The organism is Roseibium sp. FZY0029, assembly GCF_036350355.1.
In the GTDB taxonomy this organism is placed as follows: Bacteria; Pseudomonadota; Alphaproteobacteria; order Rhizobiales; family Stappiaceae; genus Roseibium.
The window spans coordinates 76,082-94,300 of the sequence record NZ_JAZDVZ010000006.1 but is presented as its reverse complement, the minus strand read 5'-3'; the positions used below and the strand labels follow the sequence as shown (position 1 = coordinate 94,300).

Annotated in this window: 16 protein-coding genes; 10 read left to right on the top strand and 6 right to left on the bottom strand. The window is 60.5% G+C overall.

The genetic code is table 11. From position 1 onward, the window contains the following. Positions 1-108 precede the first annotated feature (108 nt). The 6 genes from V1T76_RS18225 to V1T76_RS18200 all read right to left on the bottom strand — a co-directional run bounded on the left by V1T76_RS18225 (position 109) and on the right by V1T76_RS18200 (position 5,724). Positions 109-315: a hypothetical protein gene (locus V1T76_RS18225; protein WP_006935524.1), complete on the bottom strand. Its 207-nt coding sequence runs from the start codon at positions 313-315 to the stop codon at positions 109-111. Between the two features lie 291 nt (positions 316-606). Continuing rightward, positions 607-2,229, bottom strand: coding sequence for a molybdopterin-binding/glycosyltransferase family 2 protein (locus tag V1T76_RS18220; protein ID WP_330562075.1), 1,623 nt, complete (start codon positions 2,227-2,229; stop codon positions 607-609). Then, the gene (locus V1T76_RS18215; RefSeq protein WP_330562074.1) at positions 2,226-2,921 is read right to left on the bottom strand and encodes an XdhC family protein; all 696 of its coding nucleotides are present in this window, start codon (positions 2,919-2,921) and stop codon (positions 2,226-2,228) included. Before V1T76_RS18215 ends, V1T76_RS18220 begins: the two co-directional genes overlap by 4 nt. A 3-nt stretch (positions 2,922-2,924) precedes the next feature. Next, the gene (locus V1T76_RS18210; RefSeq protein WP_330562073.1) at positions 2,925-3,551 is read right to left on the bottom strand and encodes a LysE family translocator; all 627 of its coding nucleotides are present in this window, start codon (positions 3,549-3,551) and stop codon (positions 2,925-2,927) included. Positions 3,552-3,567: 16 nt separating this feature from the next. Beyond that, on the bottom strand, positions 3,568-3,903 hold the full coding sequence (locus V1T76_RS18205) for an XdhC family protein (protein WP_006935528.1): 336 nt from the start codon (positions 3,901-3,903) through the stop codon (positions 3,568-3,570). 210 nt (positions 3,904-4,113) lie between these two features. Then, positions 4,114-5,724, bottom strand: coding sequence for a phosphoenolpyruvate carboxykinase (locus V1T76_RS18200; protein WP_330562072.1), 1,611 nt, complete (start codon positions 5,722-5,724; stop codon positions 4,114-4,116). Positions 5,725-6,225: 501 nt separating this feature from the next. Between V1T76_RS18200 and V1T76_RS18195 the strand changes: the two genes are divergently transcribed. The 10 genes from V1T76_RS18195 (at position 6,226) to V1T76_RS18150 (ending at position 18,217) form a co-directional block, all read left to right on the top strand. Then, positions 6,226-6,924 (top strand): response regulator transcription factor, encoded by a 699-nt coding sequence (locus tag V1T76_RS18195; protein WP_031268674.1) that lies wholly within the window; start codon positions 6,226-6,228, stop codon positions 6,922-6,924. A gap of 103 nt (positions 6,925-7,027) precedes the next feature. After that, on the top strand, positions 7,028-8,845 hold the full coding sequence (locus V1T76_RS18190; RefSeq protein WP_330562070.1) for a sensor histidine kinase: 1,818 nt from the start codon (positions 7,028-7,030) through the stop codon (positions 8,843-8,845). Beyond that, positions 8,842-9,309: an HPr kinase/phosphorylase gene (locus tag V1T76_RS18185; protein ID WP_330562069.1), complete on the top strand. Its 468-nt coding sequence runs from the start codon at positions 8,842-8,844 to the stop codon at positions 9,307-9,309. Before V1T76_RS18190 ends, V1T76_RS18185 begins: the two co-directional genes overlap by 4 nt. Before the next feature lie 136 nt (positions 9,310-9,445). Beyond that, positions 9,446-9,850 carry a PTS sugar transporter subunit IIA gene (locus V1T76_RS18180; RefSeq protein ID WP_330562068.1) on the top strand — a complete coding sequence of 135 codons (405 nt, stop codon included), beginning with the start codon at positions 9,446-9,448 and terminating at the stop codon, positions 9,848-9,850. 8 nt (positions 9,851-9,858) lie between these two features. Continuing rightward, positions 9,859-10,143: an HPr family phosphocarrier protein gene (locus V1T76_RS18175; RefSeq protein ID WP_330562067.1), complete on the top strand. Its 285-nt coding sequence runs from the start codon at positions 9,859-9,861 to the stop codon at positions 10,141-10,143. A gap of 104 nt (positions 10,144-10,247) precedes the next feature. Next, positions 10,248-11,555 carry a cyclopropane-fatty-acyl-phospholipid synthase family protein gene (locus tag V1T76_RS18170; RefSeq protein ID WP_330562066.1) on the top strand — a complete coding sequence of 436 codons (1,308 nt, stop codon included), beginning with the start codon at positions 10,248-10,250 and terminating at the stop codon, positions 11,553-11,555. Positions 11,556-11,762: 207 nt separating this feature from the next. Beyond that, on the top strand, positions 11,763-13,151 hold the full coding sequence (gene ahcY / locus V1T76_RS18165) for an adenosylhomocysteinase (protein WP_006935537.1): 1,389 nt from the start codon (positions 11,763-11,765) through the stop codon (positions 13,149-13,151). Between the two features lie 246 nt (positions 13,152-13,397). Then, positions 13,398-15,908 (top strand): PAS domain-containing sensor histidine kinase, encoded by a 2,511-nt coding sequence (locus V1T76_RS18160; RefSeq protein ID WP_330562063.1) that lies wholly within the window; start codon positions 13,398-13,400, stop codon positions 15,906-15,908. An 8-nt stretch (positions 15,909-15,916) separates the two neighbouring features. After that, the gene (tsaE, locus tag V1T76_RS18155; RefSeq protein WP_330562061.1) at positions 15,917-17,443 is read left to right on the top strand and encodes a tRNA (adenosine(37)-N6)-threonylcarbamoyltransferase complex ATPase subunit type 1 TsaE; all 1,527 of its coding nucleotides are present in this window, start codon (positions 15,917-15,919) and stop codon (positions 17,441-17,443) included. Between the two features lie 39 nt (positions 17,444-17,482). Beyond that, entirely contained in the window at positions 17,483-18,217 is a 735-nt protein-coding gene (locus V1T76_RS18150; RefSeq protein ID WP_330562060.1) for a nucleotidyltransferase family protein, read from the top strand. The last annotated feature ends 2 nt before the right edge of the window (positions 18,218-18,219 follow it).

The following is an 18,219-nucleotide window of genomic DNA, read 5'->3' as shown; positions in this document are numbered from 1 at the left end:
CGCTGAAGGCTTCCAGACAACAAAAAACCCGGCCTGACGACCGGGTTTGAAGGTACGTGGTGTTTTTCCACGGAATGTCTGCTTTTCAGTGAAAGCAGCTTTGAAGCGTTACGCCGCGCGGCGGAAAGACAGGCTCATGCCACCACCGGAACGGTTACGGCGGCGCTCTTCCGGCGGGATGTAGACGATGGCACTGTGTTCGGTGCAATAAGAGACACCTGCTTCAACGCGCGTGGTGCACGGGAAGATGTAGTTACCAGCATCGCCTTCTGCCCATTTGCAGCAGCCCGGGCGCGGGAGAGACAAGTCAGCCATGACGTTTTCCTTCGTTCTTCTTCTAACAAAGCGACAAAAGCGCTCGAGCATCCTCGGGAGGGAGGATCCGAACAGCTTTCGACAGAAATCGGATGTAAGCGGCGCCCGGGACGTCATCCGTTGTCCAACCCAATTGGGTGCCCTTCAGCAAGCGCAGGCATTACATAAGCGGCGTGTCACAAAATTGCAATAGAATAGCTGGCAATTCCGGCCTGCGCTCAGTGCATACCGGGTTAATGTAATGTTATCGTTTGGTTTTATTGCTTGAGCTTACTTCGCAACGTCAGATCTTTAGCCTTCTGCCCCAGGCAACTTGCCTCCGGCCCGCTGCAGCGCATCAGGCGTATCGAGATCCAGTCTTGCCGCAGCGCCAATTTCGACTTCGGCCACAAACCCTGAATTTTCGCCAATGATATGGCGCGCGCCGACGTCTCCGCGCAGCGATTTGAGGGCGTCGAAGAACCGCCGGTCCCACAGGACAGGATTGCCCCGCTTGCCGTCCGCCGTCGCCGTGACGATCAGACGGCTGTCGTTTTCGCGGTAGGCACTGATCAGTTTTTTGAGAACGTCACTGCCGATGCGCGGCATATCTCCCAAAAGGATGATCACCGCATCAGTGTCCGCTGCAAGAGCATTCATGCCAGCACGAATGGACCCGGCCATGCCATCGGCAAAATCCGGATTGTGCACCAGCGTTATTTCCAGATCCTCCACCTCGGCCCCGACCTCTTCGGCGAGATGGCCGGTGACCATAATGGTCTGCGCGAGTCCGGCGCTGGTTGCAGCTTCTGCCGCATGCCGGATCAGCGTTTTCCCGTCCAGTGTCGCCAGCAGCTTGTTCGGCCCACCCATGCGGGAGGATTTGCCGGCGCCGAGGATCAGCGCGGCGATTTTGGCGGCTTTGTCTTTGCGCTTGCGCTTGCTTTCGCGTGGCTGCGGCCTTGTCCCGATCTCCATCAACAGACCTCCGACACCCATGGCGGTGATGTCGTCAGGGCGAACGTCCAGTCCGGCCAGCAGACGGTCGAGAACCCAGTCGAAGCCGTTTTCCTTCGGGCTGCGGGCACAGCCTGGCGCGCCCAGAACGGGAATGCCATCCAGGCTGCCAAGCATCAGGAGGTTGCCCGGATCGACCGGCATGCCCAGGTGGTGGACGATTCCTCCGGCAAGGTCCAGGCCCGCAGGCAGGACGTCCTGCCGATCAACGACCGCAGAAGCGCCGAACAGGATCAGAAGATCTGCGCCTTCTGCCTTTAACGCCAGCAGGGCATCGGCAACGGCGTCCTTGGTATGGGCAACCCGGTGCTCGCTCAGCACCGTTGACCCGCTCGGCAAAAGCCGCTCTTCCAGCACCCTGCGGGTCTTGTCCATGGTCGACGGCTTGAGATGCGGCAACTGCGTGGCCACAAGGCCCACCTTGCGCGGAGTGAAACCTGCAACACGGACAGCGCCTGTGAGAGCGCTTTCGGCTGCCTCAAGCTTCTCCTGCACCACGGCGAAAGAGATGATCTTTGCCGTCGCGACCATACGCCCGGCAAGGACCTTTGTGTAGTTCGGCAGCGTCGCGAAAGTGATGGCGGGGTCGATCCGGTTGGCCGCGGTCACCGCATCCGCATCGACCATAAGAACGCCGTTGGTGGCAGCATAAAGGTTCATGCGTCCCGTAAAGGCGGTGTCGGTTTCAAGCCCCGTTCCGGCGGCAGCCGTGGCAAGCCGTTCGGCCGCCGCGTCCTCGCCGGTGTCGCCGGGCTCTATCCGGGCAACCATAAGGCTGTCGATACCGGCGGCGGTAATGTCAGCGCAGTCCTGTCCTGTCAGAAGGTGGCCTTTTTTCAGCACACGGTTCGGCAGCGCCGTTCGGTGCGCGAGAATACAGCCTTCGGCATCTTCCGGCGGACAGGGGCCGAATTTCATGCGGCAGCTCCCGGGGCCGTTCGAAGCGCCTTGATGATGGCTCCCAGAACGGCGACTGCGATTTCCTCCGGCGACGCTGCGCCGATGTCGAGACCAATAGGCGCGTCGATCCTGTCAAACAGGTCCGCTGCAAGGCCTGCGTCGGTAAACCGTTCCAGTCGCTTGGCGTGGGTCTTGCGGCTGCCAAGCGCCCCGACATAGAAGCAGCCGGTCTTCAGTGCTTCCATCAAGGGGAAATCGTCGATCTTCGGATCATGCGTGACGGCAGCCACGGCTGTGAAGGCGTCGAGCGGTGTTTCCTTCAAGACCTCCTCCGGCCAGTCCGCCTTGAGCGTGCTGCCGGGAAAACGGTCCTCGGTGGCAAAGGCGGTGCGCGGATCGATAACGGTTACATCAAGCCCGGCAATCTCGGCCATCGGCACGAGGGCCTGACTGATATGGACGGCGCCGATGATGACCAGCCGCGGTGCCGGCAGGGATACGTTCAGGAACACCTCGCCGCTTTCAGTGGTGATCATGCCGGATTTGCCGGAGCGAAACCGCTTTGCAAGTTCCTCCGCCAGGGGATCGGCGGAAAAATCGTCGGATTTGCGGACAAGGCGTTGCCGTCCGTCCGTCATGTCCGTCACCAGGATTGCCGCACGGCGTGCGGCGCGGTCCTTGTTGAGGTCGCTGAGCAGGGAAAAGTCCATGGCTTATGCGCGGTCCGTTGCCAGTTTCAGTCCAAGTCCCACCAGAAGCGATCCGCCAAGCCAGCGTGTGAGGCTCTGGAATCTGGAAGCCCTGGTCAGGCGTTTTTTCACCTCGCTGGCGAACAGCACAGTGACGATATCCGCCGAGGTGAAGGCGCAGTTGACGATGGTGCCGAGGATCAGGAACTGGGCCCAGATCGGCAGTCCAGCCTCGGGGGTGACGAACTGCGGCAGGAAAGCGATGAAGAAAACGGCGACCTTGGGATTGAGAATTTCCACAAGGATGCTGTCGACAAAGGCCCGCTTTGCGGATTTTTGCGGCAGGTTGGGGACCGGACCTGCGGCCACGCGGGTGCGGATCATCTGGATGCCGAGGAAGACCAGATAGATGCCGCCGACCAGCTTCAGCGCGAGATAGAGCGTCGGCACCGCGCTAAAGACAGCCGACAAGCCGAAGGTCGCGGCAAAGACGTGAGCATAACACCCAATGTGAATGCCGGCGGCCGCCATGAAGCCGGCCCGTTGCCCGCGGGCAATCGTCTGCGCGGCGGTGTAGAGCAGCGCGGGGCCGGGCATATAGGCAAACAGTGCCGTTGCGGCAGTGAAGGCGAGCAGGCTTTCCGTGGTCATTGCATGGGGTCCGGGCTCAACTGACAGGTTCGACGTAAACGCGAATGCGTCCGCCACAGGAAAGGCCGACACGCCAGGCGGTCTCGTCGGCAACGCCAAACTCCAGCGTCGTCGGTTTGCCCGTTTCGATCACGTCGATTGCCTCGGACACCACCGCGCCTTCGACACAGCCTCCGGAAACGGAGCCTTCGAAATTGCCTTCCGCATCGATGACCAGGTGGGACCCCACCGGTCGCGGCGCGGAGCCCCAGGTTTCAACTACCGTCGCCAGTGCAACGGAACGCCCGGCGCCGCGCCAGCTTTCGGCGGTTTTCAACACGTCGGGAATGGAAGTCGTCTCTGTGGCCGTCATGACGTCGCCCCTTGAAGGTAGGACCTCCAATATAGATCTTTCTGAATTTGATGAAAGAGAGCAGTCAGGGGAAAGCAAGGGCCTCGTTTGTTTTCGCGGCGGATGGCCCGCAGTCGGCGTCATCTGCACGCAGGCAGATCGCCAACCAAGAAAATACGGCCCCTCGAAAGGAGGGGCCGTTCAGGTTGTGCGGGGGTATTTTTTTCGGGCTTATTCGGCTGCCAGGCGAACGGCGGGAGCGGCATTCCGCACCGCACCGTCGACATGGTCTTCAAAGGTCGCGAAGTTGCTGACGAACATTTCCACCAGCTTGGCGGCCTGAACGTCATAGGCATCCTTGTCGGCCCAGGTTTCGCGCGGGGTCAGGATGGTATCGTCGACGCCTTCAACGGAAACCGGAACCTGGAAGCCGAAATTCGCATCGGTCCGGAACTCGGCTTCCTTCAGGCTGCCGTTGAGCGCGGCTGTGAGCAGCGTGCGGGTGGCCTTGATCGGCATGCGGTGGCCGGTGCCGTGCGCACCGCCGGTCCAGCCGGTGTTGACCAGCCAGCAATCAACGTTGTGCTTGGCGATGAGGTCCTTCAGGAGGTTGCCGTATTCCGACGGATGCCGCGGCAGGAACGGGGCACCGAAGCAGGTCGAGAAGGTTGCCTGCGGCTCTGTCACACCCTTTTCGGTGCCAGCCACCTTCGCGGTGTAGCCGGACAGGAAGTGATACATCGCCTGGGCCGGTGTCAGACGCGCGATCGGAGGCATGACGCCAAAGGCATCGGCCGTCAGCATGATAATCGTCTTCGGCATCGGCGCGCAGCCGGTGTCGCTTGCGTTGGAAATGAAGTGGATCGGATAGGCCGCGCGAGTGTTTTCCGTCTTCGAACCATCGTCGAAGTCCGGCATGCGGTTGTCATCCAGCACAACGTTTTCAAGAACAGTGCCGAAGCGCTGGGTGGTGGAATAGATTTCCGGCTCGGCTTCGGCGGAAAGCTTGATGGTCTTGGCGTAGCAGCCGCCTTCGAAGTTGAAGACGCCGCTTTCGCTCCAGCCGTGCTCGTCGTCGCCGATCAGCGTGCGGGACGGATCGGCGGAAAGGGTGGTCTTGCCGGTGCCGGACAGGCCGAAGAAAACGGCGGTATCACCGTCGTCGCCGACGTTTGCCGAACAATGCATGGACATCACGCCCTTGGCCGGCAGCAGGTGGTTGAGCATGGTGAAGACGGACTTCTTCATCTCACCCGCGTAGGAGGTGCCGCCGATCAGGACGATCTTGCGTGTCAGATCGCAGGCAATCACCGTTTCCGATCGGCAGCCGTGCCGCGCCGGATCCGCCTTGAAGCTCGGCAGATCGATGATCGTCATGTCCGGCGCAAAGCCTTCCAGCTCGGCGCTTTCGGGCCGCAGCAGAAGGTTGCGGATGAAGAGGGAATGCCAGGCATACTCTGTAAAGACGCGCACCGGCAGACGGTGGGTCGCGTCGGCGCCGCCGTAAAGATCCTGCGCAAACAGCTCCATGCCTTCCGCGTGGGCCAGGAAATCGGCCAGAAGCAGATCGAAATTGTCTTTCGACATCTGGGCGTTGTTGTCCCACCAGACCGTGCTGCGGGTTTCCTCGTCCAGAACAACGAATTTGTCCTTCGGCGAACGGCCCGTGTGGACCCCGGTTTCGGCGACGATGGCGCCACCGGCAGCCAGCCGCGTCTCTCCGCGCGACAGGGAATATTCATAAAGAGCAGGCTCGTTCTGGTTCCAATAGAGCGCTTTCAGGCCTTTGAAGCCGAAAGTTTCGCAACCAATTGAGGGATTCCTGACACCTACTTCTTGCATGTTCCCGCAGTCCTCGTGATGGGGGCTAGTTTTGTCACCGCCGGAGAAAGTTAAGAAAAGCTGAATCTGGCTGTGAGGGCTGCGAACGTAGTGGAATGACCAAAGGGCAGCAAGACTACCAAAGGTGCTATGTAATTGTTTAATCGATTAAAAATCATCAATAAATCGCCAATGATTAATTTGGACACCGAACTAAAATTCGAAACTTTCGGAATGTTCGAATTGTTGTTTGAATCGAAAGAAAGTGCGTTCGTTTCGCGCCCGGCGCTGAGACACGGCTGAACCACACCGATGAGATCGGAGACTTGACGTCAAACCCGTCTCTTGAAATCTTCAGCACCGATCCCCACCAATGCAGCCGGCTGGGCGGTCTTTGTGTCTTGCAAGCTTATCTGCGGGCGGATTGCCTTAATTTATGCGCATTTAGCAGGCCAAAGGCTGTGTGTTACAGTAATGCCGATGCGCGCCATCGGTGCGTTGCCGGAAATGGAAAAACAAAGCATGCCGACAATTGCCCTGGTCGATGACGACCGCAACATTTTGACTTCGGTCTCTATCGCATTGGAAGCGGAAGGCTATCGCGTACAAACCTACACCGACGGAACATCGGCGCTTGACGGCCTGCAGAGCGACCCGCCGGAACTCGCAATTTTCGATATCAAGATGCCTCGCATGGATGGCATGGAACTGTTGCGCCGCCTGCGCCAGAACTCGGATCTGCCGGTGATCTTCCTCACGTCCAAGGACGACGAGATCGACGAGCTGTTCGGCCTGAAGATGGGCGCCGACGATTTCATCCGCAAACCCTTCTCACAGCGGCTTCTGGTCGAGCGTGTGCGCGCAGTGCTGCGCCGGGCCCAGCCGCGTGATGCTTCAACACCGCGCGACGATGCCGACAAGCTGCTGGAGCGCGGCCAGCTTGTGATGGACCAGGAGCGCCATACCTGCACCTGGAACGGCAAGCCCGTCACGCTGACGGTAACCGAATTCCTGATCCTGTCCGCGCTCGCTCAGCGCCCGGGTGTCGTCAAGAGCCGCAACGCGCTCATGGATGCCGCCTATGACGATCAGGTCTATGTGGACGACCGCACGATCGACAGTCACATCAAGCGGCTGCGCAAGAAGTTCAAGGTTGTGGACGACGACTTCGACATGATCGAAACCCTCTACGGCGTCGGCTACCGTTTCCGGGAAGTCTGAAAAAGACCTGTCGAGCGGCAGTCCCGGTGAAACCTGGAAAAGATCGGCTTTTGGCTGTTCAATCTGTTTGGATTGAACAGCCTTTGATCTAATGTGAGCCCGAATGGCGGTGGAAAGCGAGAGCGCGGAAGAGATTGGTGCCTCTGAACCTCAGAACGGTTCGGAACGTTCCCGCCTGCGTCGTCTCGGCAACAAGCGCATCCGCCGCCGCCTGCTCAACCAGCTGGGCCGCATTTTCGGCACCTATGTGCTGTCGTCCCTGACGCGGCGGATCATTGCCATCAACCTTGTGGGTCTGCTGGCGCTGGTGATCGGCATTCTCTATCTCAACCAGTTTCGCGCCGGTCTGATTGACGCGCGCGTGCAGAGCCTATTGACCCAGGGTGAGATCATTGCCGGTGCCATTGCCGCTTCGGCCACCGTCGACACGGGCACGATCACCGTCGACCCGGAGCGCCTGTTGCAGTTGCAGGCGGGCGAAAGCATTACCCCGACCCAGGAAGACCTCGACAGTCTCGATTTTCCGATCAACCCGGAACGGGTCGGTCCTGTGCTGCGCCGTCTGATCTCGCCGACGAAGACGCGGGCCCGGATCTATGATCCGGAAGGCATTCTTATCCTCGACAGCCGCCACCTTTATACCAGCGCCCAGATCCTGCGCTTCGATCTGCCGCCTCCCACGGCGGAGGAGGAAGGGTTCTGGGATTCGACCTGGCAATGGGTCAAACGCTGGCTGCGCCAGGGTGACCTGCCGATCTATCAGGACGTTGGCGGCGGTGATGGCCGCGCCTATCCGGAAGTGGAGGCAGCGCTTGCAGGTTCCCCGGCCAGCGTGACGCGAATCTCCCAGCGGGGGGAATTGATCGTCTCCGTTGCCGTGCCGATCCAGCGGTTTCGGGCCGTACTTGGCGCTCTGCTGCTGTCGACCCAGGGCGGCGACATCGATGCGATCGTGCGTGCCGAGCGCATCGCCATTATTCGCGTGTTCCTGTTTGCCGCCACTGTGACCATCCTCCTGTCGATCCTTCTGGCTGGAACGATTGCCGGGCCAGTCAGGCGCCTTGCGGCCGCCGCCGACCGGGTGCGGCGGGGCTCGACTTCCCGTGAAGAGATACCGGATTTCTCGGACCGCCAGGATGAGATCGGCCACCTCGCCCGCTCGTTCAGGGAAATGACCCACGCTCTCTACAACAAGATCGATGCCATCGAGCAGTTTGCCGCGGATGTCGCGCACGAGTTGAAGAACCCGCTAACATCGCTGCGCAGCGCGGTGGAAACCCTGCCGCTGGCCAAGTCGAAGAATTCCCAGGACCGGTTGATGGAGGTGATCCAGCACGACGTCCGCCGTCTCGACCGCCTGATCAGCGATATTTCGGATGCGTCCCGTCTCGACGCGGAACTGGCCCGCATTCAGGCCGAACCGATCGATCTTGCCGAACTGCTGCGCAACATGGCCGATGCGGCAAATCAGCGGTCCGGAGCAGACGAAGCGAGCGTCAAACTGGTTGTTGCCGACGCTCAGGGAACCAAGCCGTATCAGATGCAGGGGCACGATATTCGCCTCGGCCAGGTGGTCAGCAATCTTCTCGACAATGCCAGGTCGTTCTCTCCGGCCGGCGGCACAGTTCGGGTGGACCTCAGCCGGGAGGGTCGCATGATCAAGGTCATTGTCGATGACGATGGCCCCGGCATCCGCGCGGAAAATACCGAACGCATCTTCGAGCGCTTCTACACCGACCGGCCGGACGGTGAGGGCTTTGGCAACAACTCCGGCCTTGGCCTGTCCATCTCCCGGCAGATCATCGAGGCCCATGGCGGTACCATCGTTGCGACCAATCGGTTGGTTCCCGGCAAGAACGGCAAGCAGAAGATCGCCGGCGCGCGCTTCACCATCTATCTGCCGGCAGGGCGGAGCAAGTGACCCCTCCGGCCGTTCACGCCAATTGCGTGATCGTGGGAACCGTGGGCCTGCTGATCCGCGGGGGAGCTGGAAGCGGCAAGACCTCCCTGGCGGATAGTCTGATCGAAGCGGCACGTGCCAAAGGCAATCTCGGATGCCTGGTGGCCGACGATTACACGCATGTTGTTGCGGTTGACGGACACCTGGAGGCGCATGCCCCCCAGACGATTGAAGGCTGCATGGAAGTGCGCGGGTTCGGTTTGGTCGAAGCGCCCTTTGCACGATGCGCGCAAATTCATCTCGTCATTGAGCTGAGCCCTGCGGAATCCATCGAGCGTTTGCCGGAACAGCCTCTGGCCCAGATTTGCCTTGATGGCATGCAAGTGCCGGTGCTTATCTGCCCGCAAAACGATCCCGCGCTTTGTCTGCGGCTGATCCGCTGGGCATTGCGCAGCCTTTTCCCCAAAGCACCGGATTATATTTGAGGCAGCCGCGGCGTTTTTTGCTTGCAACTGACGAAGCGGTTGAAGAGAGTGCATCAGACTGATAAACGCCCGGCTCTTCCCGGACCTCTCTGGGGGTCTTGAGCTCAACGCACTCGATAATCAGGCTAACTGACGCATGATCGGACTTGTACTTGTTACGCACGGGCGCCTTGCTGAGGAATTCAAAGCGGCGCTGGAACATGTTGTCGGTCCACAGGAACAGGTTGAAACCATCTCCATTGGCCCGGATGACGACATGGAGCAGCGGCGTCAGGACATACTGGCCGCTGTGGAAGCCGCCAATTCCGGCAAGGGTGTCGTGCTTCTGACGGACATGTTCGGTGGGACGCCTTCCAACCTCGCGATTTCCGTGATGGACGGCAAGTCCGTTGAGGTGGTCGCCGGTGTCAACTTGCCGATGCTGATCAAGCTCGCCAGCGTGCGCGGCGACCGCGAATTGGCCGATGCCGTAGACGAAGCCCGCCAAGCCGGCCAGAAATACATCTCGGTCGCTAGCCAGGTCTTGTCGGGGCAGAACTAAAAACAATAATGACAGCGCAAACCGTGTTGGAAAAAGACCTGACCATCGTCAACCGGCGTGGCCTTCACGCCCGGGCCTCCGCCAAGCTTGTGAAACTGGTGGAAACGTTCGAAGCCGACGTCCAGGTTTCCAAGGATGGTCAGACCGTTGGCGGGACCTCCATCATGGGTCTGATGATGCTCGCCGCCAGCCCGGGATGCTACATCACGGTCAGTGTCACCGGCGCTGACGCAGACGACGCCATGACGGCGATTGCCGAACTCGTCGAAAGCGGCTTTGGCGAAGAAGATTGAACTGACCTTTCGCGCCGCTATCAAGTGGCGCTTACATCCGTTGCGACCGATCGAGTGAACTCCGGGCATCGGCCATCTTTTTCCAAACAGAACCGGGGGCTGACATGACGAGCCACACTCAGGACCGACTGATTTCCGCTGCGCGGACCGCCCTTACCCATGTCCATGACGCGCTGGAACTTCAATTCGCGTTCGAACTGTGGGACGGATCCAGGGTGCCTGCCGATGCACCTGCGGATGGTCTGCGGCTTGCGCTGTCCGAAACGGCCCTGACGCGGCTGTTGCGCCGACCGGGTCTCAAGACTTTGATCGATCTCTATGCCAATGGTGACGTCGACCCACGCGGCGGCACCATTTTCGATTTTGCCGAAAGGCGGCCAGCCCTCAAGACCCGGGAAATGCGCAAGCGGCTCAACAAGACGTTGCTGCTCAAGACCGGGTTTTCGCTCTGGCGCGGCTCGGGCCGCAAGGCCGCCGCCAACGCGGATGGGCTTGATGCCGGTCAGGCAGCGGACCGCAGCTCCGGCAGCCGCAAGGATGACATCGCGTTCCATTACGATGTGTCCAACGATTTCTACCGGCTCTTTCTCGATCCGGAGATGCTCTATACCTGCGCCTATTTCTCCGACTGGTCGAACGATCTGGCGACAGCGCAGAAGGACAAGCTCGACATGATCTGCCGCAAGCTGCGGCTGAAACCGGGCGACAGGCTTCTGGATATCGGCTGCGGCTGGGGCGCCCTGATTTGCCACGCCGCCGAGCATTACGGGGTCACCGCGGTTGGTGTCACCCTGGCCGAAGAGCAATTGAAGCTTGCCCGTGACCGCATTCGCGAGCGAGGGCTGGAAGACAGGGTGAGCGTCGAACTGAAGGACTACCGGGACCTTGGTGGCAACTTCGACAAGATCTCCTCCATCGGCATGTTCGAGCATGTGGGCATCGACAATCACGACGACTATTACCGTCATGTCCGCCGCCTGCTGAAACCGCGCGGGATCTACCTTCATCACGCGATCACGCGGCGGGGCAAGAAGGATCTAAAAAAGTTTCGCCGCAAGAAGGCGGAATACCAGACGCTCGTGCGTTACATCTTTCCGGGCGGCGAGGTGGACCACATCGGCTGGACGCTGACCAACCTTGAGGCTCACGGCTTCGAGGTTCATGACGTCGAGGCCTGGCGCGAACACTATGCCCGCACCACGCGCCTTTGGGCCGAGAATCTCATGGCGCATAAAGAGGCCGCCGTAGCGGAGGTCGGAGAGCGCAAGTATCGCCTGTGGGTGGCCTATCTCATCGGTGTGTCGCTCGGCTTCGAACGCGGCACCATCGGCATCTTCCAGACGGTTGCCACCCGCCGCACCAAGGGCCCCTCGGGCATGCCGCCGTCGCGCGCGGACCTCTATCGGTCATGATCAGGATGTGTGATATAAAGAATTCTTTATATCTTTATTGCGTGATGACCCTGCTGACGCTATAACCCCTTCCAACGATTTCCGGAGCTTTCCGGATTTCGGTTGCCGCCCGCCCCCTGGTGCCATTTTCGGCACCGGTTCACGAGAAGGCGGCGGCACTCAAGGGGCCTTGCGCCTGAAGCTGGCTCAAAACAGCAGGACATATTCATGACCGACTACATCGTTAAAGACATCGGGCTCGCAGACTGGGGCCGCACCGAAATCGAGATCGCCGAACACGAAATGCCGGGCCTGATGGCCTGCCGCGCCGAATTCGGTGACTCCAAGCCGCTCAAGGGCGCCCGCATTGCCGGTTCCCTGCACATGACCATTCAGACCGCCGTTCTGATCGAAACGCTGGTCGCGCTGGGCGCGGAAGTCCGCTGGGCTTCCTGCAACATCTATTCCACGCAGGACCAGGCTGCCGCTGCCATCGCAGCCGCCGGTATTCCGGTTTTCGCCACCAAGGGCGAAACCCTGGAAGAATACTGGGATTATGCCGACAAGATCTTCGATTTCCCCGAAGGCGCGAACATGATCCTCGACGATGGCGGCGACGCCACGCTCTACATCCTGCTCGGTGCACGGGTCGAGGCCGGCGAGACTGGTCTGATCGAGAACCCGAAGTCGGATGAGGAAGTGTGCCTGTTCGCGCAGATCAAGAAGCGCATGGCCGCCAACCCGGGCTGGTTCACCAAGCAGAAAGAGCTGATCCAGGGCGTTTCGGAAGAAACCACCACCGGCGTGCTGCGTCTTTACGAAATGCAGAAGAAGGGCGAGCTGCCGTTCCCGGCGATCAACGTCAACGACAGCGTCACCAAGTCCAAGTTCGACAACCGTTATGGTTGCCGCGAGTCCCTGGTGGACGGTATCCGCCGCGGTACCGACGTGATGATGTCGGGCAAGGTTGCCGTTGTCTGCGGTTACGGCGACGTCGGCAAAGGCTCCGCTCAGTCCCTGGCTGGCGCAGGCGCCCGCGTGATCGTTACCGAAATCGACCCGATCTGTGCGCTCCAGGCGTCCATGGACGGTTTCGAGGTCAAGACCATCGAACAGGCTCTTCCGGAAGGCGATATCTACGTCACCGCGACCGGCAACAAGGACATCATCACCTTCGACCACATGCGTGGCATGAAGGACATGGCGATCGTCTGTAACATCGGCCACTTCGATAACGAGATCCAGGTCGCTGCCCTGAAGAACACCAAGTGCCGCCCGGTCAAGGATCAGGTCGACATGTATGTGTTCCCGGATGGCAAGCGCATGATCCTGCTCTCGCAGGGCCGCCTTGTGAACCTCGGCAATGCCACCGGCCACCCGAGCTTCGTCATGTCCGCCAGCTTCACCAACCAGGTTCTGGCGCAGATCGAACTCTTCACCAAGGGTGATCAGTACAAGAACGAAGTTTACGTGCTGCCGAAGCATCTGGACGAGAAGGTTGCCCGTCTGCACCTGGAAAAACTGGGTGTCACGTTAACCGAATTGTCCGACGAGCAATCTCAATATCTGGGGATTAATAAGGCTGGTCCGTTCAAGTCGGAACACTACAAATACTGATTCCGGCGAGGCAGCCCACTAGATGTGGTAATCGCCGCGATTCGGATCTGTGAACAAAAAAATGCAGGACCCTTTAATTTTAAGGGTCCTGTTAACTTTTCAATAACGGACTCTTCTGCGTGATTCTCAAAAAGGTTATGGTTTAGGCGAATCAAAGGCCACGAGGCGGATGTCTTTGATTTGCTCCCAGAAACCGGGAGCTGCGGCCCGCAAGAACAGGGCAAGGCGGCACAAGGGGATCACAATATGCCGATAAGCGGCAGGGACGGCGCGCGGCAACGCGCGGCGTGGCGAGATTGGAGTCTGAAATCGGTGAAGCTCGGCGGAACGGCCCTGGCAGGCTGGAGCCTGTCGTGCGGTTCGGCGGCAGCCGACATGCTCGCCGACACGACTGCTGCTATTTCCCCGGATAACATGATTCTTTTCGGTGCGTTAGGCGGAATGTGCGCCTTTGCGGTCACCGCATCCGTTGCTCTGGTGCGGCATCGCAAACAGTCCGCGCAATTGACGGACACGCTGGAAAAGCAAAAGAGCGACCTGAAATTCCGGGTCGATCGCCTGGAGGCGATGCTCAACACCGACGAGCAGCGCGTGATCGTGTGGACCGGCAACGGTGCCATGCCGCAAATCTGGGGCATTCTTCCTGAAAAATCGGGCGTGCCGCGCCCTCCGGCACAGTTGCTGGCCTTCGGCAGTTGGCTGACGGCCAAATGCGCCGGTGATCTCGAACGTCATCTGGACATGCTGTTCCGCACCGGCGAAACCTTCACCACCACCTTGAAGACGCGAACCGGCACCTACGTGGAGGCACTCGGCCGCACCACCGGCGGCGCTGTCGTCCTTCGTCTGCGCGATCTGACCGGCGAGCGGCAGATGCAGGCGGAACTTGCTGCCCGCAATGCCAAGATCTCCGGTGAACTGCACATGCTGCACGCGCTTCTGGATGCCATGCCGGCACCCGCGTGGCAGCGGGATGCGGAAGGCAATCTGATCTGGGCCAACCAGGCCTATGCCGAAGCGGTCGACATGACCGACGCCGATCTTGCAGTGAAGGAAGGCGCGACTTTCCTCGATGCCGCCGCACGCACAGCAATGGCCGTGCAGCGTACCGAGGATGGCTGTTTCAACGCGCGCATTCCGATTGTCGCCTCCGGCGAGCGCCGGGTGTTCGAGGTGACCGATGTCAACGCGAATGTCGGCGGAGCCGGCATTGCCGTGGATATCAGCGAACTGGAACAGGCACAGAAGGAACTTGGACGGGCCGAAGAGTTCCATGGCCGTACGCTCGACCAGTTGGCCGCAGCCGTTGCCATCTACAGCGCCGACCGCAAGCTTCAGTTCTATAACGCAGCCTTCCGTCAGCTCTGGGATCTCGATCCTGCATTCCTGGAAAGCCGGCCGGAAGACAGCGCGGTTCTCGATGCCCTGCGCGCAGCGCGCAAGATCCCGGAACAGGCAGACTATCGCGTCTGGCGCAACAAGATGATGGAGAGCTACCAGTCGCTGGAAGCGCGTGAAAGCTGGTGGCATCTTCCCGATGGCCGCACCCTGCGCGTCATCGCCAACCCGCACCCGCAAGGCGGCGTCACCTATATCTATGAAAACGTCACCGAGCAGCTTGATCTGGAAAGCCGCTACAACGCGCTGACCCGAGTCCAGGGCGAAACCCTCGACAATCTGTCCGAAGCCGTTGCGGTGTTCGGGTCCGACGGTCGCCTGCGGCTGTGGAACCCCGCTTTCGGCCGTATCTGGGGCCTGGAAGAGGATCAGCTGTCCGAGCTGCCGCACGTCAAGGAAGTCGTCTCCGCCTGCACGCTCAGCGAAACCGAGCGCGATGCCTGGGAACAGCTTGCCGGCAACGTCACGGGGCTTCTCGACAACCGCACACAGAAAGTCAGCCGTCTGGAACGCCACAACGGCGATGTGGTCGACTATGCCACCGTTCCGCTGCCCGATGGCGGCACGCTGGTGACCTTTGTCGACGTCACCGACAGCGTCAACGTCGAGCGGGCACTTCTGGAAAAGAACGAGGCGCTGGAACAGGCAGACCAGATCAAGAACGCCTTCATCCAGCACGTGTCCTACGAACTGCGCTCGCCGCTGACCAACATCATCGGCTTCGCCCAGTTGCTGGCCGATCCGAAGTTCGGCGAACTCTCCGACAAGCAGAGCGAATATGCGGACTACATTCAGTCCTCCTCCTCGGCGCTGCTGGCCATCATCAACGACATCCTGGATCTGGCAACCTTGGATGCGGGCATCATGGAACTGGACCTCGGCGAGGTCGACGTCGCGCCAACCGTGGCAGCAGCCGTTGAAGGGCTGAAGGACCGGATCGCCGAAGCGCGCATCAACCTGCGCACCCATGTACCGGGCGATATCGGCATGATGGTTGCTGACGAAAAGCGCCTGCGCCAGGTTCTGTTCAACCTCATCTCCAACGCCGTGCGCTACTCCGAGCCCGACGGCGTGGTCGATGTTTCCTGCAGCCGCGAAGACGACAAGGTGACTTTTGTCGTTCAGGATCACGGCTACGGCATTCCCGCTGAAATCCTCACCCAGGTCTTCAACCGCTTTGTCGGACATGACACCGGTTCGCGTCGTCAGGGCGCAGGTCTCGGCCTTGCCATCGTCAAGAGCTTTGTTGAACTGCATGGCGGCACGGTCGACATTCAGTCCGCCGAAGGCAAGGGCACGACCGTGACCTGCGTTTTCCCCGCACGGCCGGAACTGGCGGACCAGGCGGCCGCCGAGTAGGACGCCGGATGGCAGACCACCAGCTGCAGCCCCTGTCGGGCGCCTTTCAGACAATCGACATCGCCGACGAACAGGGCACGCGGCGGCTTGCCAACGACATCGCGATGGTCCTGAAGCCCGGCGATGTCATCTGCCTGTCGGGTGATCTGGGGGCCGGGAAGTCCACTTTCACCCGGGCCTTGATCCGCGCCTTTGCCGGCGAGCCGGACCTGGAAGTGCCGAGCCCGACCTTCACGCTCGTGCAGACCTATGAATTTGACCGTTTCGATCTTTCCCACTTCGATCTCTACCGGCTTGAAGAGCCGGAAGAGCTGGAAGAACTCGGGCTGGACGATCTTCTGGAAACGGGAGCCGCGCTGATCGAATGGCCCGAGAAGGCAGACGATCTGCTGCCCGGCAATGCCCTCTGGATCCAGATCACTCAGCCCACGGAAGACGAGAACCAGCGCCGGTTCTGCCTTTATTCAGACAATCCTCTCTGGCCGAATCGCATCGGACAATCGCTGGCAACGCGGTCCTTTCTGGGCAGGGCAGGCCTGCCGGAGGCCGAGCGGCGTTTTCTGGCGGGTGATGCGTCCCTGCGCACGTTCGAGACAGTGACGACGGGAACTACGACCGCCGTTTTGATGCGCTGGCCGTTCAACGGAGACGCAGTGCCGGAAGCGGTCCGCGCCTACATGGAAAAAGTCCATCTGGCGCGGGACTGCCGGGCGATTGTCGCGGTCGGAACGGAACTGCGGAGCCGTGGCCTGCGCGCACCGGACCTGCTGGCAAGTGATCTGGACAACGGGTTGATCCTGTCGTCCGATCTTGGCCGGGAAACCATCGTGGTTGGCGGCAAACCGGTTCGCGAAAGATACCTGGCCGCCGTCGATGTTCTGGCAAAGATGCATGGCGAGGCCTGGCCGAAAACGGTGACGATCGCCGACGGTGGGCAGTATCAGGTGCCGGATTATTCGTCCGACGCGCTAGTTGCCGAAGCGGCGCTGTTTCTGGACTGGTATGTTCCGAAGGTGACCGGAAGCCCCGCGGACGAGACCACGCGCGCGGAGTTTGAACGGCTTTGGCGCGACGCGCTGGAAGGCATCGGCGATGCCCAGACAGGTTGGGTGCTGCGCGATTTTCACTCGCCGAACCTGCTCTGGCAGGAAGGGGCGCAAGGGACTGACAGGATTGGCCTGATCGATTTCCAGGACACGGTCTATGGGCCGGTTGCCTATGATGTTGCCTCCCTGCTGCTGGACGCCCGCACGGACATCGACATCGCTCTGGAAACCGAGCTCTATGATGCCTATGTGTCGGCAAGAAAAATGCAGTCCGCAGAGTTTGACGAAGCCGGTTTTTCGAAGGCCTATGCGGTCATGGCGGCGCAGCGGGTCTCCAAGATCCTCGGCATCTTCGTCCGCCTGGCCGAGCGTGATGGTAAGCCGGCTTACTTGAGCCATTTGCCGCGCATGCTAGGCTATCTCGACCGGGCGCTTGACAGGCCGTTCCTGTCGGATTTGAAAGACTGGTACGCACGCTACCGGCACTGAACGCGCCGCGTTCAACCGGCCGCACATTTGAGATTGAAGATGACAGACAAGCGGTTTCGCCCTTCCAAAGCCATGATCCTGGCCGCAGGCCTCGGCAAGCGCATGCGCCCGCTGACGGCAACGACGCCAAAGCCGCTGATCGAGGTCAACGGCCAGGCGCTGATCGACCACGGCATGGACCGGCTCGCCGCTGCGGGTGTGAAGTCCTGCGTGGTCAATGTGCATTACCTTGCCGATCTGGTGGAGGTTCATGTTCGCCGCCGCCCCGATATGGACATCCTGATTTCCGACGAGCGCGACCAGCTTCTGGAAACCGGCGGCGGTATCAAGAAGGCGCTGCCGCTGCTGGGCGAAGAGCCGTTCTTCCAGCTCAATGCCGACACCTGCTACTGGATCGAAGGCGTCAAACCGAACCTGGAACACATGATCGAGGCCTGGGACGAGAGCCGCATGGATGCGTTGCTTCTTGTCGCTGAAACCGTGAAAGCGGTCGGCTATTCCGGGCGCGGCGATTTCGATATGGCCAAGGACGGTGGCCTGACGCGGCGGCTGGAAAAGGGTGTCACGCCCTTTGCCTATGCAGGTGCCACCATCCTGCATCCGCGCCTGTTCGAAGGGGCCCCGGACGGGCCATTCTCCATGAACAGTCTTTTTGACAAGGCCATTGAAGCCGGGCGTCTTTACGGCGTTCAGATGGAAGGCCTGTGGCTGCATATCGGGACGCCGGACGCGATCCGCGACGCCGAATATGCCGTTCGTGAGAGTGCCGCCTGAGG

What these genes read in the sequence shown, in the direction of transcription:
- V1T76_RS18225 (WP_006935524.1), bottom strand. Translation starts at nt 315, where the DNA reads ATGGCTGACTTGTCTCTCCCGCGCCCGGGCTGCTGCAAATGGGCAGAA.
- V1T76_RS18220 (WP_330562075.1), bottom strand. Translation starts at nt 2,229, where the DNA reads ATGAAATTCGGCCCCTGTCCGCCGGAAGATGCCGAAGGCTGTATTCTC.
- V1T76_RS18215 (WP_330562074.1), bottom strand. Translation starts at nt 2,921, where the DNA reads ATGGACTTTTCCCTGCTCAGCGACCTCAACAAGGACCGCGCCGCACGC.
- V1T76_RS18210 (WP_330562073.1), bottom strand. Translation starts at nt 3,551, where the DNA reads ATGACCACGGAAAGCCTGCTCGCCTTCACTGCCGCAACGGCACTGTTT.
- V1T76_RS18205 (WP_006935528.1), bottom strand. Translation starts at nt 3,903, where the DNA reads ATGACGGCCACAGAGACGACTTCCATTCCCGACGTGTTGAAAACCGCC.
- V1T76_RS18200 (WP_330562072.1), bottom strand. Translation starts at nt 5,724, where the DNA reads ATGCAAGAAGTAGGTGTCAGGAATCCCTCAATTGGTTGCGAAACTTTC.
- V1T76_RS18195 (WP_031268674.1), top strand. Translation starts at nt 6,226, where the DNA reads ATGCCGACAATTGCCCTGGTCGATGACGACCGCAACATTTTGACTTCG.
- V1T76_RS18190 (WP_330562070.1), top strand. Translation starts at nt 7,028, where the DNA reads ATGGCGGTGGAAAGCGAGAGCGCGGAAGAGATTGGTGCCTCTGAACCT.
- V1T76_RS18180 (WP_330562068.1), top strand. Translation starts at nt 9,446, where the DNA reads ATGATCGGACTTGTACTTGTTACGCACGGGCGCCTTGCTGAGGAATTC.
- V1T76_RS18175 (WP_330562067.1), top strand. Translation starts at nt 9,859, where the DNA reads ATGACAGCGCAAACCGTGTTGGAAAAAGACCTGACCATCGTCAACCGG.
- V1T76_RS18170 (WP_330562066.1), top strand. Translation starts at nt 10,248, where the DNA reads ATGACGAGCCACACTCAGGACCGACTGATTTCCGCTGCGCGGACCGCC.
- ahcY (WP_006935537.1), top strand. Translation starts at nt 11,763, where the DNA reads ATGACCGACTACATCGTTAAAGACATCGGGCTCGCAGACTGGGGCCGC.
- V1T76_RS18160 (WP_330562063.1), top strand. Translation starts at nt 13,398, where the DNA reads ATGCCGATAAGCGGCAGGGACGGCGCGCGGCAACGCGCGGCGTGGCGA.
- tsaE (WP_330562061.1), top strand. Translation starts at nt 15,917, where the DNA reads ATGGCAGACCACCAGCTGCAGCCCCTGTCGGGCGCCTTTCAGACAATC.
- V1T76_RS18150 (WP_330562060.1), top strand. Translation starts at nt 17,483, where the DNA reads ATGACAGACAAGCGGTTTCGCCCTTCCAAAGCCATGATCCTGGCCGCA.